Raw genomic sequence first — 16,728 nt, forward strand, 5'->3', positions numbered from 1 at the left:
CCGCGCAGAGGGCGAAGTCCGCAAGTTTCCGCACGAACCCGCAACAACACGGGGCAACTCGCACCAACGGACGAAAAAAATCCCCAACTCAGACGAGTTGGGGATTGGGTATTGGTGGTGGGTGCGGACCTGGGTTCAATCTCCACCTGATTGGCCCATGCTAACAATTTCGGTACCCCTGCGGAGAGTTTCTGAAAGCTACTTAAGCCTGCGCTGGCCTCAGCACTGACCGCAAATCTCCGCATCTTTCCGATTTAGCTACACCGTGAGCGGAATGGCTTATTCCGACCCAAAGCGGAACCTGGGCATTGCAACAATGGGGCCCTGAAAGCTGCCGTTCGATTTGACTATTGCATTTGCCCCAATCCGCATCGGTGGCACAAAATGAATTGCCAAGGCGTTACGCAGCTTTTTGACCTGAAGCTGGTAACGCATTCCGAACGATAACGGCGGTTACTGTCCAAATTGAAAGACGCAACACCATCGCCACCGCAGTGCGCATTTCATAGGCCGATCCCTGAATTACAACCACCACTAACGCAACGCCAATCAATGCTGTGCAAGCCGCAATGGCAATCGACGCTGCTTTCGTCCAGTGACAGTGTTTCCAGAGGCCGACTCCCGTCGCAACGTATGCAAACCCCGCAAGGAAGTTGAACCACAATACAAACGGCACAGCATTACCGACCGCAGCACGTGCTTGCTCATCACCAAAAAGTACCCGTCCACCGCTAAAGATGGTCATTGCACCGAACACCACAGCGATCAAAGCCAATACCTTTAGTCTTCGGAGTTCCTGCATAAATCTTTCACCTATTCAACGCTAATTCCCTGTCCTGCCTCTTCGTGGGTACGACCATCCCTGATCTGATAGATGCGTTTGAACGTCGGGATGATCTTTTCGTCGTGGGTCACTACGATGATTGCTGTCTGTGCCTGCCTGGCCATCCGATTGAGGATGCGTACAACGCTAAGTGCACGCTCACTGTCCAGTGGTGCTGTCGGCTCATCGGCAAGAATGACAGGTGGTCGATTTACCAACGCACGGGCAATAGAGACACGCTGCTGCTCTCCGCCGGATAGCTGCGATGGTTGGGCTTGTGCGCGATGACCCACATCGAGTGCTTGCAACAAGTCAACCGTCCGTTTTCGGGCCTCCACGTTTGGTACTCCGGCCAACATGGGTAAGAGCGCGACGTTGTCGGTAACGTTGAGGAACGGGATCAAATATGGCGCTTGAAATACGAAACCGATGCGGTCTCGGCGCAGGGCTCGCAAGTCATTCACTCTCCAACCATCGTCGTAAATGACATCGCTATTGAGTTGCATGCGTCCGCTTGTGGGCTCAATGATCGCTCCCAAACACTTGAGCAGGGTGCTTTTGCCTGAGCCTGAAGGCCCCACCAGTCCGACCACTTCACCCGCACGCACATGCATGTTGATGTCCTTGAGCGCTTCGACCGCGGTATCACCGTGGCCATAGACTTTTCTGAGTCCTTCAATCAAGATTCCACCGTCTCGATCAGGTTCTTGCATTGGAGCATTCATCCTATAGCCTCACCCGGGTCAACCTTCAAGGCAACGCGTATCGCCAGCGTGCTTGCCAATGCACAGATGCCCATAGTGATCAGCAGTCCGGTCACAGCGTCTTGGTTCAACAGCAAGACGTATTTTGGAAACACCGGTGCCCATATCGTTGCTGCTATCTTTCCAACGAGAAATCCGATCAGACCCAACCCCAGCGCTTGTTGCAAGATCATGTTGGCGATCGTGATGTTGCGTGTACCGATCAGTTTTAGTACGGCGATTTCGCGGATCTTGCCCATGGTCATCGTATAAATGATGAAGGCAACAATCGCAGCACTGACAATGGCCAGAATCACCAGAAACATGCCAATCTGCTTAGCCGAAGTCGCAATCAGCTTTGCTACGAGGATTTCTTCCATCCCTGCACGGGTATAGACCTGCAAGTGTTTCCAGCGCCGTATGGGCATCGCCACTTCGTCTGGGTCATGACCTTGATCCACCTGCACCAGAATCGCGTTGACGTTGTGGCTGCTGGACTGTGATGCCTGAACCGCTTCCAACAGTCCTGGCACCCCTGGGCGATTGATGGCAGGGTTTGACGCATTGCGCGCCCGATCATTCAGGATTGCATCGTTGTCCTTCAAAAACTGGGCGTCTTGGGCATCCTTGATTCCTACAAAGACCATGGGATCTCCACCTGAGGACACCATTCGCTGCGTAATTCCCACAACCGTGTATGTGTGGCGGCGTATCTGAATGCGGTCCCCCAAAGCGAATCCGGTTTTGATGTCCGCGACAGCTTCATAGTGACCGCGCGTGATTTGCCGCCCGGCTAACAAATAACCTGGTTCTCCCGGTTGACCTTCTTCAATACCAACCACCATGGCCCGCACATCGGCGCCATTGTGGGACTGCACCTGCATGGTGAAGTAGGTGACATTGGAGGCGCGTGAAACTCCGGGCATCCCACGAACGCTGCGTACGGCATCGTCTTTGATGCTAGAAGCTTCTGCGTAGGGGCCCTGTGTGTCCTTTTGCACGACCCAAAGATCGGCGTTGCTATTGTTAAGAAGCGCATGGGCGTCATCGACCATCCCTCGGTAAACGCCCGCCATGGTCAGTGTTACGCCAATCAGCAATCCCAAACCAAAACCTGTTAGTGCGAATTTCCCGGCGCTGTGGGCAATGTCCCGGCCGGCTAGACTGATCATGGCGACGTCGACCTCTCAGTGTTTTGAACTAGTGCTTCGACTACCTTGATACGCGTGTCGTCTTTAAGTGCTTTCTGGCTGTAAACAACAACACTGTCGCCAGACTTCAATCCCTCTATCACCTGAACTTGACCATCGAGGTCAGATGCACCCAATCGCACTGGGACGTATTCAAGCTTGTGGTCTTGAATCCTCCAAACACCCACCTTGCCCTGAGTGCGCTGAATCGCTGCATTTGGAACTATCAGTGCAGGTGCAGGTTGTGGCAGCTCTAACGTGACTTCTGCCAACTCGCCCAGGGAGGTTTTGCGCAATGCATCACTTCCTGATTCAAACGCAATTTGCGCGATGCGCTCCTCGGTAACACTGTCGGCCTGCATTTCCACGCGGGCGACTTTGCCGCTAAGCAACATTTCCGGCTGAGAACGCAGTGTGATCTTTGCATTTAAGCCGGGAGTCAGGCCAGCTGATCGTCCCTGGTCCACGCGCATCTTGACCCACAAGCTGTTGGGATCGATCATGCGCAACACGGCCTGACCGGCCACCACAGTGCTTCCAGGCTCCGCTTCTCTGCTAACAACGACACCGCTGTTGGGTGCCATCAATCGGACGTTTGCACGCTGTTTACCCAAGGCGTCGCGTTCTGCCTTGGTTCGCGTCAGGTCCTGTCTCGCTGCTTCTAAATTGGCCAATGCGACTTGATAGCCAGCGTCCGCAGAAGTTTTTTCCTGCAGACGCGCTTCGAGCGCACCGGCACTGATGAAGTTCTGTGTGGCCAGGTCTTGGTTTCGCTTTGCATTGATGCTGGCAAGGTCACGTCGTGCATTGGCATCCGCAAGCTGGGCATGCGCTGCATTCAATGCACTGCTTGCCCGTGCTACCGTTGCCTGTGATGCTTCAAGGCGCTGATCAATATCCACCGCATCCATTTCTGCCAGTAGTTCTCCTGCCTTTACCTGGTCACCCACATCTGCGGTGACGTTGAGTACGCGTCCTGCGGTTGTTGGTCCAACCATCCAGCTTCGGCGAGCCTCAACGGTTCCGACACCAAATATTCCAGGCTGTATGCGACCTTCTTTGACTGTTGTCACCACGACTTGCACGGGCGCCAGTGGCCCTGAGCGCATAAATACCAAGGCAACGAGCACTAGCAGGGCAATACCCGCCACAACCATGCCTACCTTTTTGAGCAGCGCGGGATTGATTAATTTGCGCACACCAGACCTCGCTTGAAAACGGCAAAGGTTTTGCTCGCATTTGCCATCAGGTAATCGGCGTCGGACTTCGCCAGCGACTGAATTACCAGGCCCTGAATCATTCCCACGTAGAGGGTGGACGCAGCATCTAGGTCGAGCTCTGCAGAGACTTCTCCGCAAGCTTTTCCTTTTTCTAGCAATTCGATGATTCGAGCTCGATAGTTGGTCATCAGTGTGACCACCATGCGCTTGGGTATGGTGTCTCCGGTCTTTTGGAGCTCAGCCAAGAGCATTCGCGGGGCGCCCGGATGCTCTGAAATGAATCCCATGTGCGCCATGAACACTGCTTCCAAGGCAGCTATAGGCGATTGCTGTGTTTGCGCAGCCAGATTTACTTTGCCCATCAGCTTGTCACTTACCCAGTCGAGCACGGACTGCACGATGGATTCTTTTGACGGGAAATGTCGAAAAATTGCTCCCTGGGTCAGGCCCATGTGCTGGGCTATGGCGGCAGTTGTGATGTCAGTGGGGTTTTGCTGCGCGGCTAGGGCGACAACGGCTTCTACAGTGACGGTGCGGCGTTCGTCAGCAGGCAGGTGTTTTGGGTTTTGGTCAGGAGGCATTAGTAGATAGTAACTAGTTACTATCTTATCTGTCAAATTTTACTCATCCAACATGGGGTTACTGCATGCGTCATCGTGATGCGCACTCACACCAAGTGGCTCGCAATTGTTGGTTCAAGTTGAGTGTCCGAAACGGCCTTGTGGACTTCGGCCCGTTCCCTGGCGTGAGGAATGCTGAGAGAAATGGTCGGAAGAGAGAGAACCGGACGCAGAACCGCCCTAGTAGTGCGGTTGGCGAAGTCCGCAAGTTTCCGCAGGAACCCGCAAGAACAAGGGGCGGCACGCGCCAACAGACGAAAAAAATCCCCAACTCAGACGAGTTGGGGATTGTGTATTGGTGGACCATTTGATCAATTGAACCCAAGTCCACCGCTCCTTCGAATCACCCAGATTGATCCAAAGTCTTAGGAACTGCCGCTTATGAGGAAACCAATAAACCCTGAGTCCCCACTACCACGACCGTCGCTGCCTGACCCATACCAGACTCTTGTCTCAGGCTGTCAACGACTGCAATGCTGCGATTGAGGTCAAAGATCGTCGCAAGCGAAACTGCAGCTGTCGGCCAGATGCGGTCGGTCACTGACTAATCTGCTTATTTGATCAGATTGCATTGCGCCGACACCTGCACCTTGCCCTCGTTGTTCGTGAGGTCTGCAATGAGGAAGGCGGCACTGCGGCCAACTTTCAGCGGGGAGACCCTCACTTGCGTGTGGCTGCCGTCCACAGTCGCCTGGTATTGCAGGGACAGATCCACCGGTTCGAAGGACCCATCCAGCGTGTGGAGGCAAGCGTTGAGCAACAGGCCAGCGGCGATCCCGCCCTGCAGATGGCCAGACCGATTGCTGTTGTGTTTCGCCAGGACCAACCGACTCTGGCCCTCGGTCCCGCCGAGGTGTGCTGTTGCTCCGTAGTCCCAGAATCGCTCTAGCGGACAGGCGCAAGCCTCACTCTCCAGCGCTCGCTGCCACACGGCTTTTTCCGATTCATCCAGCTCATCAAGGGTCAGGCTGCCGGTCAGGGTGCTGCGGGTGGGCAAGGGATGTTGCGCCGTGCCCTGCCTGTTCTCCAACACGGCAAAAGTCCCCTCGCCAATGCAGCACACCTGCCCCTCGCTGTTTTCCATTTGCAGGGTGACGGCGGAGACCACCATCCCGGTGTCTCGCCGAATGAACTGAACGCGGGAAACGGAGCGGAGGCGACCTTGTCGCGGCAGCGTGCCGAACGACAAGCGCAGGGTCATGGTGGCGATCCGCACACTCCTTCCGGCATACCCGCGCACAGCAGCGGCCATGGAGACGTCCGCGAAGACAGCCAGAGCGCCCTTGCTGGCCTGTCCTGAAGCGTCCTTGAAATATTCGGCAACGTCCATCAGACCGATGGCGCCTCGCTCGGAGACGTCTTGCTCGAAGTAAATGTCCAGCAAATGCGCAGGAAACATCCAACCTGGCGATCTTGCCGCGTGCAAGGCCCGCAGCACCTGGGCGGAAAAAGACATTTCGTTCATGGTTGCCTCACGGTGGACTTGCCGATCATCCAGGCTGGAAACGGTGGTTGGACATGCACTTGGGCTTTGTCAGGGGGCACTCTGGCGCGCCATGTTTTCCTGCACGTTCAAGCCAGCTGATCCACCAACTCGGGCACGGCGGCAAACAGATCGGCCTCGAGGCCGAAGTCGGCCACGGAGAAGATCGGCGCTTCCGGGTCCTTGTTGATCGCCACGATCACCTTCGAATCCTTCATGCCGGCCAGGTGCTGGATGGCGCCCGAGATGCCGCAAGCCACGTACAGCTGCGGCGCCACGATCTTGCCGGTCTGCCCGACCTGCAGGTCGTTGGGCGCGTAGCCCGCATCCACTGCGGCGCGGCTGGCACCGATGGCGGCGCCCAGCTTGTCGGCCAGCGGGGTCATGACCTCGTTGAACTTCTCGCTGCTGCCCAGCGCACGGCCGCCGGAGACGATGATCTTGGCGGCGGTCAGCTCGGGGCGGTCGCTCTTGGCGATCTCGCTGCCCACGTAGCGGCTCTTGCCGCTGTCGGCCAGCGCGCTGGCGCTCTCCACGGCGGCCGAGCCCCCGCTGGCGGCTGCGGCGTCAAAGCCGGTGGTGCGCACGGTGATGACTTTGACCGGGTCGGCGCTTTGCACGGTGGCGATGGCGTTGCCGGCGTAGATCGGGCGCTCGAAGGTGTCGGGCGCATCGACCTTGGTGATGTCGCTGATCTGGCCCACGTCGAGCTTGGCGGCCACGCGCGGGGCCACGTTCTTGCCACTGGCGGTGGCGGGGAACAGGATGTGGCTGTAGTGGCCCGCGATGGCCAGCACCTGCGCAGCGACGTTCTCGGCCAGGCCATGGGCCAGGGCTTCGCTGTCGGCGTGGATGACTTTGGCCACGCCAGCGATCTGGGCAGCGGCCTGCGCAGCGGCCGCCGCGTTGTGGCCGGCCACCAGCACATGCACCTCACCGCCACAGGCAGCGGCGGCGGTCACGGTGTTGAGGGTGGCGCCCTTGATGGACGCGTTGTCGTGTTCTGCAATGACGAGTGCGGTCATGTTCTTCTTCCTCAGATGACTTTGGCAACGTTCTTGAGCTTGTCCACCAGCGTGGCCACGTCGGGCACCTTGATGCCGGCGCTGCGCTTGGCCGGCTCCATGACCTTGAGGGTCTTGATGCGCGGCGCAACATCGACGCCCAGATCCTCGGGCTTGACGGTGTCGAGCTGTTTTTTCTTGGCCTTCATGATGTTGGGCAGCGTGACGTAACGCGGCTCATTGAGGCGCAGGTCGGTGGTGACCACGGCTGGCAGGCCGATCGAGAGGGTCTCAAGGCCGCCATCGACCTCGCGCGTGACGCTGGCCTTGCCGCCCTCGACTTCGACCTTGGAAGCAAAGGTGGCTTGGGGCAGGTCGGCCAGTGCAGCGAGCATCTGGCCGGTCTGGTTGCAGTCGTCGTCGATCGCCTGCTTGCCCAGGATCACCAGGCCCGGTTGTTCTTTGTCCACCAGGGCCTTGAGCAATTTGGCCACGGCCAGGGGCTGCAGCTCTTCGCTGGTCTCCACCAGGATGCCGCGGTCGGCGCCAATGGCCATGGCGGTGCGCAGGGTCTCCTGGCACTGGGCCATGCCGCAAGAGACGGCGATGACCTCGGTGGCCACGCCTTTTTCTTTCAGGCGCACCGCCTCTTCCACGGCGATCTCGTCGAAGGGGTTCATGCTCATCTTGACGTTGGCGATGTCGACACCGCTGTTGTCGCTCTTGACGCGGACCTTGACGTTGTAGTCCACCACCCGTTTGACGGCAACGAGAATTTTCATGTGTCTACCTTTCAGACTTTTTCCAGAATCAGCGCAATGCCCTGCCCCACACCGATGCACATGGTGCACAGCGCGTAGCGGCCGCCGGTGGTGTGCAGGCGGTTGATGGCGGTGGTGGCCAAACGTCCACCGCTGGCGCCCAGCGGGTGGCCCAGCGCAATCGCGCCGCCCCAGGCGTTCACACGGGCGTCGTCGTCCTTGAGGCCCAGCAGGCGCAGCACGGCCAGACCTTGGGCCGCAAAGGCTTCGTTGAGCTCGATCACGTCGATCTGCTCCAGCGTCAGGCCGGTCTGGGCCAGCACCTTTTGCGTGGCCGGCGCGGGGCCGATGCCCATGATGCGCGGGGCCACACCAGCCGTGGCCATGCCGACCACGCGGGCCTTGGGCGTGAGGCCGTTCTTGGCGGCCGTGGCTTCATCGGCCAGCAGCAGCGCGCAGGCGCCATCGTTCACGCCGCTGGCGTTGCCGGCGGTCACACTGCCGTCGGGGCGCACCACACCTTTGAGCTTGGCCAGCGCTTCCAGGCTGGTGGCACGCGGGTGCTCGTCGGTGTCCACCACGATCGCGTCGCCTTTTTTCTGGGGGATGGTCACCGCGCAGATCTCGCGGGCCAGGTGACCGGCCTTGATCGCAGCCACCGCACGCAGCTGGCTGTTCATGGCCATCCGGTCTTGTGCTTCGCGCTCGATCTTGAAATCGACCGCGACGTTTTCGGCGGTTTCAGGCATCGAGTCGACGCCGTACTGGGCTTTCATCAGTTTGTTGATGAAGCGCCAGCCGATCGTCGTGTCGTACACCTCGTTGGCACGGGAAAAAGCGCTCTCGGCCTTGGGCATCACAAACGGTGCGCGGCTCATACTTTCTACGCCGCCAGCGATCATCAGACCGGCTTCACCCGCCTTGATTGCACGTGCGGCCGTGCCCACGGCGTCGAGGCCCGAGCCACACAGGCGGTTGATGGTAGCACCGGGCACCTCGATCGGCAGGCCCGCCAGCAGGCTGCTCATGTGGGCCACGTTGCGGTTGTCCTCACCTGCCTGGTTGGCGCAGCCATACAGCACGTCGGTCACGGCCGCCCAGTCCACGTTGGGGTTGCGCTCCATCAGGGCCTTGAGCGGCACAGCGCCCAGGTCGTCGGTGCGCACCGAACTCAGGGCACCGCCGTAGCGGCCGAAGGGGGTGCGGATGGCGTCGCAGATGTAGGCTTGGTTCATGGTCGAGGAGGTGTGTTCAATCGGTTGGAGTACAGCCATGCCGAGATTGGCATGGCTCGCAAGCTGTGAAGGCAGTGAGTGGGGTGAGGTCAGCGCAGGATCCGGTCAGCATCAGACCGCACATCGTGACGCCGACCTTCGGTCTGCATGAGGCGAAACAAGGGCGCGTGAGTCAGGTGGCTCACCACCGCCCGCCCACGAGCCCCCGCATTCACGCCTGAAACACCAGAGCGTCGACAGCTGCCACGCCCTGTCCCTGCGGCATCACCAGCAGGGGGTTGACTTCGGCTTCATGCACCCGCAGATCGGGCCTGAGCGCCAGTTGCGACAGCGCGCTGACCGCCTGGGCAAGAGCATCCAGATCGCCACGGGGCTTGCCACGCAAGCCGGTCAAAGGCTTGAGCGCGTTGACTTCACTGACCATCTCCCGCGCCACTTCAACGCTCACGGGTGCCATACGGATGCTGCGGTCCTTGGCGATCTCGGCCCAGATGCCGCCTGTGGCCAGCATCACGATGGGACCGGCTTCGGGGTCGATGCGGTAACCCACCAGCACTTCGCCAAGGCCTCGGGTCATGGGCTGGATCAGAACCTCATCACAGGCCGCCTGCGGCGCACGGGCCTGCAAGTTGGCACGCAAGGTGCCAACGGCTGCGTCGAGGGCCTGCGCATCCCCGATGTTCAGCAGCACGCCACCGACTTCGGTCTTGTGCGAAATCTCGGCCGAGCAGACCTTGGCCACCACCGGAAAGCCGAAGCCCGGTGCAGCCGTGTTGTCGACCGGCGCATCCAGGCGCCTGAGCTCGAAGGGCGCATGCGGCACACCCAGCTGCGAGAGCACCCCATAGGCCTGCGCTTCGCTCAGAGCCTTGGCCCCCGCAAAATTGCCGCCTTGGCACAGCGCTGGCGGGCCAGGCTGACGGCGTTTGAAGACGGCCGCAATGGCGTCCGCACACGCTTCTGGCGTGCGAAAGCAGGGCACGCCGGCTGCCGTGAGCGAGGCCAGCGCCTGCGGCGCATCGGGCACCAGCATGGCCGCCAGCGGCTTGGCATGACCGGCACACTCCAGGATCGGCTTGACCGCCAGCTCGGGCTGGAAGCGGGCCGAGGAGCCCACCACCGCCAGCACCAGGTCAAATTCGGGGGCCGTCAGCAGAATGTCCAGGGCCCCTTTCATGATGTCGTACTTGGTGCCGGCCAGCGTCAGGTCGAGCACGCGTCCGGGGCTGCAGGGCAGGCCGGCATCGGCCAAGCGCTGCAGGGTCTGCGCCGACGGTGCCTGCACCTCCACACCACGAATGCCCAGCTGGTCGACCGCCATGGCGGCGCCACCGCCCGTGGTCGTGACCACGCCGACTCGCCGGGGTGCGCTGTCCAGGGCGATGCGACGGGCCAATGGGAAAGCTTCGAGCAGCGCCTCGAGCACGCCGAGTCGGGCCATGCCCATGTCGGCAAAAAATGCGTCGGCCACATCGTCCTCACCGGCGATCGCGCCGGTGTGGGTGGCGGCCATCTCGGCCGCCGCAGCCGAACGGCCGAGCTTGTAGACCAGTACCGGCTTACCGGCACGGTGCGCGGCCCGCGCAAAGGCCTGCAGTTCGGGGCCGTGGCGCATGCTTTCGAGAAACAGCAGATAGCCTTCGATGCCAGGGTCATCGAGCGTGGCGCTGCAGATCTCGCCCACATTGAGGTCGACCTCGCTGCCCACCGAGACCAGGCCGGCAAAACCCACGCCACGCGCCTTGCCCCGCGAGACCAGCGCACCGATCATGCTGCCGCTGTGCGAAGCCACAAAGACCTTGCCCGGCGGAATGTCCTGCTCGGCAAATGCGGCGTTGGCGGTCAGCACCAGTCCGGTGCGCGGATTGACCACCCCCAGGCTGCTGGGGCCCAGCAGCCGTGTGCGGCTGCCCTGGCACAAGGCGAGCAGGGCCTGCTCGCGTGCCAGCCCTTCGGGCCCTGTTTCGGCAAAGCCGCTGGCCAGAATGGTCACCACCGGCACGCCCAGGGCCACGCATTCGCGCACGGCTGCTTCGACCGTCTCGGTCGGTGTCAGCACGTACACATGGTCGGGCACTTCAGGCAGGCGATCCAGGCTGGGCCAGGCCGGCAGGCCCTGCACCTCGCTGCGTTTGGGGTTGATGGGGTAGATCTTTCCAGCAAACCCCGAGCGCTGCAGGAACTGCACCGGACGGCCGCCCATTTTGCTGACGTCATCGGAGGCGCCATACAGGGCAATGCTGCGCGGATGGATCAAGGCCTGCAACAGGCCAGAAGGTGGTGTCGTGGATGTCATATCACTGCAGTTCAATCTTGATTTCTTTGAATTGCTGCTCCCATTGGACCAGTTCCTGACGGATCGTTTTTTTGAACTCTTCTGGCGAACTGCCGATCACTTCGGCGCCAGCGGTTTGCAACCTGGATTTGAATTCAGGTGATTTCACGATCTCATTCACCGCCGAGGACAGTTTGCGAATGATGGAAGGGGGCGTGCCAGCGGGTGCCAGCAAGCCGTTCCAGGAATCCGAAACCATGCCCTTGATGCCCAATTCGGCAAAGGTCGGGACCTTGGGCAGGCTCGTCAGCCTCGTCTCCCCGGCCACAGCCAGCGGCTTGACCTTGCCCGCCTGCAGATGAGGCATGGCGCCCGAAGCCGTCATGAAAGCCATGTCGATATGGCCCGACATCAGATCGGTCAGTACGGCGCTGGCCCCCTTGTACGGTACATGGGTGTACTTGGTTTTGGTCAGCAACTGCAGCAGTTCGGTCGCCATGTGCTGCGAGCCGCCCAGGCCGGTGGTGCCATAGTTCAGACGTCCCGGGTTGCTGCGGGCATAGGCCAGCAGTTCGTCCACGGTCTTGAAAGGCGAATTGGGCGCGACCGCCAGCACACCAGGCGAGGACGAAATCTGCGAAATCGGCTCAAAACTCTTGTCAGCGTGGTACTTGAGGTTCTTGTAAGCAAAAACGTTCATGGTGATGGGCGCAGCCGCCACCAGCAGGGTGTAGCCATCAGGCGCCGCGGCGGCGGCCGCCTCGGAGGCGAGGTTGGAGCCTGCGCCAGCACGGTTTTCGACCACAAAAGGCTGCCCGAGCTTGTCCTGCAGCTTGGTGCCAAGCATGCGCGCCACCATGTCAGTGGGACCGCCGGCCGAATAGCCCACCAGAATCTTCACCGGCTTGTTGGGGTAGACAGGATCGGCCAGCACCGGCGCCGCACAGGCGGCTGCCACCAGCAGGCTGAGGGCTTGGGTAAACACACGTCTTTGCATGAGAAGTCTCCTTGGGTTAAGCAGGTTTTGTATTCCGTTGTGAAAAAGTGCGGCCGAAGACGCCTTCGGCGATGCGGTTCTTGAGCATTTCGATCGAGCCCCCGGCAATCATCCAGCCGCGGGTACGGCGTACACAGTACTCGACCAGCGACTCCTGGCTGAAGCCCATGCCGCCCATGACCTGCATGGCTTCGTTGGAAACCTCCCAGCCTGCCAGGTTACAGGCCAGTTTGGCCATGGCGGTGCTCTGCGCGCTGGGCAACCCGTGTTCGCCCTCCAGCGCAGCACGGTAAAGAAGCATCTGGGCCTGTTCGAGTTTCATATGCATGTCGGCGAACTTCCACTGCAGGCCCTGGAATTCGCACAGAGGACGACCGAACTGCTGACGCGTCATGGCGTAGTCACGCGCCACATTGAAGGCATAACGCCCCAGCGCCAGCGCCCGGGACGCATTGCCCAACCTTTCAACGTTGAAACCCGAGATCTGCTTCTTGAAGCCGCCCTCGCCCAGCAACAGGTTTTCCTTAGGGATACGGCAGTTGTCAAAGTACAGCTGTGACCATTGCTCGCCATTCATGAAGTTCGAGGGCGTGCCAACGACAAAGCCGGGCGTACCTTTTTCAACCAGCACCGAGCCGATGCCCTGCACGCCAGGACCAAAACGCACATAGATCAGGAACAGCTCGGCTTCGGGACTGTGGGTCGAAAACACCTTGCTGCCGTTGATGACGATTTCGTCACCATCGAAAGTTGCCGTGGTCTTGAGCTCGGTCACCGCCGAACCTGCATCGGGTTCGCTCATGCCCAGCGAAATGAGCTTTCGCGCTCCCAGCAGGTCTGGCAGGAAGCGCTCTTTTTGCTGAGGGCTGGCGTATTCGATAAAAGTGCGGATAGGACCGAAGTTGCCCGCCTGCACGATGTCGGCGCTCTTGGGGCAGGCCAATGCCACCTGCTGGATGGCCAGCACCGCATGCATCAGGGTGCCGCCCTGGCCACCTTCCTCTTCAGGAAAGGCAATGCCGAGGAGCCCCTGCTGGGCCATCAGAGCGGCCGTCTCCCAAGGGTAGGTCTTGGAGTGTGCACGCTCCAGCGCTCCGGGGGCGAGTTTGTCCTGCGCAAAACGGGCGACCGAGTCAGCATACGTTTGATGTTCTTCACTGAGGGCGAAATCCATGGGTCCTGTTCCTGTTGGGTTTGTTCAAGGCTTAGATCTTCTTCCCGATCACCTGGTTGCGGTGTTGCGCATTTCGCGTCCAGACATTCCTTAAGATCATTTCTGATGGCTGTTTTGACCACATGGATCTGACATGCAAAGGGCATGATCTGATTCATTGGCACACTTACGTGCCGGTCAGCACAGGAGCAATTTCATGACAGCAGCCCAACGTTTTGGCGAATATGGCGCAGCCTTGCTAGGTAAGACACTCGACGCCGAAGTGCTACACCACGCCAAGCGGGCCGTGGTGGACTGGTATGCCGCCTGGATTCCGGGCGCGGTGGAGGCACCGGCCACCCTGCTCGAAAAGGCCTTTGCCGACGACCTGGACCGCGGGCCTTCGCAACTGGCCCTGGGCCGCCGGGCCACCCCGCGCACAGCGGCGCTCATCAACGGGACAGCGGCGCACACGGTGGAGGTGGATGACATCTACCGCGAAGCCATTTATCACCCGGGCGCACCAACGATTGCCACCGCGCTGGCACAAGCCCAGGCCTGCCTGGCTTCGGGACTGGACTTTCTGACCGCCGTGGTCGCGGGCTATGAAATCTCGACGCGTATCGGCGCCACCCTGGGACGAGCCCATTACCACTACTGGCACAACACCGGTACGGTGGGCACCTTCGGGGCGGCCGCTGCCGCAGCCAGCCTGCTGCGGCTCGACAGCAAGGCTTATACACATGCGCTGTGCACCGCCGCAACGCTGGCCTCTGGCTTGCAGCAGGCCTTTCGCATGGACTCCATGTCCAAACCTCTGCACGCTGGCCATGCCGCCCAGGCGGGGTTGATGGCAGCGCAAATGGCGCAGGCGGGGGTAACCGGTTCGCTCGATGTGATTGACGGCGAAGCCGGCCTGGGACAGGCCATGAGCAACGGACCGGAATGGTCACAGGCCACAGCCTCACTGGGGCAGCGCTTCAACATCACCCAGATGACTTTCAAGAACCACGCCTGCTGTGGCCACACCTTTGCCCCGATTGACGGCGCGCTGGCGCTGCAGCAAACCTTGAACATCGATGCCGCGCAGATCCGCAAGGTCGAGGTCGCCACCTACCGTCCGGCCCTCGAGGTGGCTGGAAACATGAGCCCCCGCACAGCCGCCGAAGCCCGTTTCAGCGTGGCCTACGTGGTGGCCAATGCCCTGCTATACGGCAGCGTGCGGCTGGCTGCTTTTGCTGAGGAACGACTCGGCGATCCTCTTGTGCGTGCCCTGATGACGCGGATCGAGTTATCGGTGGACGAAGATCTCGATCGCGCCTTTCCGGGTCAGCGAGCAGCACGGGTATCGATCGAAACGATGGACGGTCGCCGCAGCGAACACCTGCAACCCACGCGGAAAGGCGATCCCGACGCCCCGCTGAGCGACGAGGACCTGAGCGACAAGTTTCTTGAACTGGCCGGCCCCATCCTCGGCGAGGCCGCCGCCCGTGCACGGCTGGCGCAACTCTGGCGACTCGATGCCCCAGACTCAAGCCTGATCTGAACCCTCGCGGCCCGGATGGGCCCGTGTACTCTGTATCAACCAGTCCCGGAATGCCGTGACCTTGCGGGACTCGCGCTGTAGCCTTGGTCGAACCAGAAAGTAGCCCTTCCCGGTCCTGACAGGGCGGTTGAAGGGACGCAACAGCGTGCCGGCTTCGAACTCCTTGTGAAGCAAGACGTTCTGACCGATCGCGAGGCCCAGACCGTCGATGGCCGCCTGCCAAGTCAGCACCGAAGTGCTGAAAGTCATCTCCTCGGCACCATCAGCTTCTTTGGCCAGTTCGGTGTGTTCGAGCCAGTCCTTAAAATCGTTGCGCCTGAAACGCGAAATTAACTGGCGATGGCGGAGTAATGAACTCGGAAACTTTGGATTAGGCGCGAATTTCTTCAAAAAAGAAGGCGAACAGACCGGTTCAATTTCGTCAAGAAACAAGAGGTCGGAATTCACCCCAACCCATTTGCCGAGGCCATATTGGATGGCCACATCTACCGCGTCCTTGTCAAAATCCACATCAGGCACGGCGTTGGTGATTCGGACATTCACATCTGGATTGAGGCGGTGGAAATCCTCCAGCCGCGTAATCAGCCACTTGGCCGCGAAGGTCGTGTAGGTTCTGACCCGCAAAATGTTCTTGACCTGGCTTTCGGTGAGCCTAGCTGTGGCATCTGCAATGGCAGCGAAAGCAGGCGTAATGGTCTCGGCATACGCCTTTCCTGTGCGTGTGAGTGTCACGCCATAACGCTCCCTCTTGACCAATTCGACGCCGAGGTAAGTTTCGAGCGAACCCAGTTGGCGACTGACCGCCGACTGTGTGACACTCAACTCGGCGGCGGCCAGTGTGAGGTTCTCCGTCCTGGCGACGACTTCGAAGACCCTGAGCGGGTTGAGGGGCGGTATTTTTCGCATCAGGACGCCTTCTATCTGCATTTTTCGCACAACTAGGGCGCGGGCACCCCTTCAGGCTGGGTGGAAACTCCAAGCATATGCCAATTCGAAAATTGGTCGCAGAAATATTCTTAGCTCAAGGTCAAATGAAAAAGCATAAGTGGAAGATCATTTGCATCCGCCGCAGAATATCGGCCCGCCCGATTTGGTGCCCTGAAGCGTCGTAAAACGCTCTCCATCAAGGCGGCTTATCCGGGAATTCGCGCTTAACGACTGGTTACTGTCCCCAAGTTGCCATTAGAAAGCTGAGTGCCCACTGACCGCAACCAGCCTTTACCGGTCCTCCGGGACGGACACGCCAACGATGCCTCTTGGCCGACTGCTGCCCCTTGCGTAAGCAAATTCGCCCAATTGATCCAACTGCTCTACCAGTCGTCCACTCCAACTATTTGACGTTTTGCCGCATAAATACGTGGGTCGGGTGCGGTGCGCACCAGAGGGTCTGAGCGAAAACAGCGAAAAACAGCGGCTGTTTGAGCCTGAAACAGGTGTTTTGGAGGGTGTGCCAGAAGGTCAACGCACCGCAGGCAGATCGCGTAAGTGGTTGATATGCAAGGGGAAAAAGAAAGGGGTCAAACTCAGCGATGAATTTGACCCCAGGTGGTGATTGGTGGTGGGTGCGGGCCCGGGTTCAATTCCCTGCCAATAGGTGCCTACTAACACCCGTTATGAACCTGCGGAAGGATGCGGAAAGGTACACACACATGTCTCCCGCTCCTTAGTATTTGCACGT

At 60.0% G+C, this 16,728-nt stretch carries 14 protein-coding genes; 1 reads left to right on the forward strand and 13 read right to left on the reverse strand.

Translation table 11 applies throughout. The features are described from left to right. Window positions 1–400 precede the first annotated feature (400 nt). The 12 genes from B9Z46_RS14795 to B9Z46_RS14855 all read right to left on the reverse strand — a co-directional run bounded on the left by B9Z46_RS14795 (window position 401) and on the right by B9Z46_RS14855 (window position 13,525). Window positions 401–802: a hypothetical protein gene (locus B9Z46_RS14795; protein WP_108257360.1), complete on the reverse strand. Its 402-nt coding sequence runs from the start codon at window positions 800–802 to the stop codon at window positions 401–403. A gap of 11 nt (window positions 803–813) precedes the next feature. Then, a complete protein-coding gene (locus B9Z46_RS14800; RefSeq protein ID WP_108257373.1) occupies window positions 814–1,536 on the reverse strand; it encodes an ABC transporter ATP-binding protein in 723 nt (240 codons plus the stop codon). Between the two features lie 8 nt (window positions 1,537–1,544). Continuing rightward, window positions 1,545–2,738 (reverse strand): ABC transporter permease, encoded by a 1,194-nt coding sequence (locus B9Z46_RS14805; RefSeq protein WP_108257361.1) that lies wholly within the window; start codon window positions 2,736–2,738, stop codon window positions 1,545–1,547. Further along, window positions 2,735–3,955, reverse strand: coding sequence for an efflux RND transporter periplasmic adaptor subunit (locus tag B9Z46_RS14810; RefSeq protein WP_369907464.1), 1,221 nt, complete (start codon window positions 3,953–3,955; stop codon window positions 2,735–2,737). Before B9Z46_RS14810 ends, B9Z46_RS14805 begins: the two co-directional genes overlap by 4 nt. Next, window positions 3,943–4,557, reverse strand: coding sequence for a TetR/AcrR family transcriptional regulator (locus B9Z46_RS14815; protein WP_108257362.1), 615 nt, complete (start codon window positions 4,555–4,557; stop codon window positions 3,943–3,945). The genes B9Z46_RS14810 and B9Z46_RS14815 overlap by 13 nt, the downstream gene beginning before the upstream one ends. A 592-nt stretch (window positions 4,558–5,149) precedes the next feature. Beyond that, on the reverse strand, window positions 5,150–6,061 hold the full coding sequence (locus B9Z46_RS14825; protein ID WP_146179281.1) for an acyl-CoA thioesterase domain-containing protein: 912 nt from the start codon (window positions 6,059–6,061) through the stop codon (window positions 5,150–5,152). A gap of 107 nt (window positions 6,062–6,168) precedes the next feature. Continuing rightward, a complete protein-coding gene (locus tag B9Z46_RS14830; protein WP_108257365.1) occupies window positions 6,169–7,104 on the reverse strand; it encodes an electron transfer flavoprotein subunit alpha/FixB family protein in 936 nt (311 codons plus the stop codon). An 11-nt stretch (window positions 7,105–7,115) separates the two neighbouring features. Next, on the reverse strand, window positions 7,116–7,865 hold the full coding sequence (locus B9Z46_RS14835) for an electron transfer flavoprotein subunit beta/FixA family protein (protein WP_108257366.1): 750 nt from the start codon (window positions 7,863–7,865) through the stop codon (window positions 7,116–7,118). Between the two features lie 11 nt (window positions 7,866–7,876). Next, entirely contained in the window at window positions 7,877–9,079 is a 1,203-nt protein-coding gene (pcaF, locus tag B9Z46_RS14840; RefSeq protein WP_108257367.1) for a 3-oxoadipyl-CoA thiolase, read from the reverse strand. 211 nt (window positions 9,080–9,290) lie between these two features. Further along, the gene (locus tag B9Z46_RS14845; RefSeq protein WP_108257368.1) at window positions 9,291–11,375 is read right to left on the reverse strand and encodes an acetate--CoA ligase family protein; all 2,085 of its coding nucleotides are present in this window, start codon (window positions 11,373–11,375) and stop codon (window positions 9,291–9,293) included. A gap of 1 nt (window position 11,376) precedes the next feature. Continuing rightward, entirely contained in the window at window positions 11,377–12,351 is a 975-nt protein-coding gene (locus B9Z46_RS14850) for a tripartite tricarboxylate transporter substrate binding protein (protein WP_108257369.1), read from the reverse strand. A 16-nt stretch (window positions 12,352–12,367) separates the two neighbouring features. Further along, entirely contained in the window at window positions 12,368–13,525 is a 1,158-nt protein-coding gene (locus tag B9Z46_RS14855; RefSeq protein ID WP_108257370.1) for an acyl-CoA dehydrogenase family protein, read from the reverse strand. A gap of 196 nt (window positions 13,526–13,721) precedes the next feature. Here B9Z46_RS14855 and B9Z46_RS14860 point away from each other — a divergent pair, with 196 nt between their 5' ends. Beyond that, window positions 13,722–15,050, forward strand: a complete 1,329-nt coding sequence (locus B9Z46_RS14860; RefSeq protein WP_108257371.1) for an MmgE/PrpD family protein — start codon at window positions 13,722–13,724, stop codon at window positions 15,048–15,050. On the opposite strand, the gene B9Z46_RS14865 is transcribed toward B9Z46_RS14860, so the two are convergent. Continuing rightward, window positions 15,036–15,977 carry a LysR substrate-binding domain-containing protein gene (locus tag B9Z46_RS14865; protein WP_233246037.1) on the reverse strand — a complete coding sequence of 314 codons (942 nt, stop codon included), beginning with the start codon at window positions 15,975–15,977 and terminating at the stop codon, window positions 15,036–15,038. The two genes, B9Z46_RS14860 and B9Z46_RS14865, sit on opposite strands and share 15 nt — an antisense overlap. Window positions 15,978–16,728: the final 751 nt, after the last annotated feature.

The sequence above is a fragment of the Limnohabitans sp. Hippo4 genome (genome assembly GCF_003063605.1).
In the GTDB taxonomy this organism is placed as follows: Bacteria; Pseudomonadota; Gammaproteobacteria; order Burkholderiales; family Burkholderiaceae_C; genus Limnohabitans_A.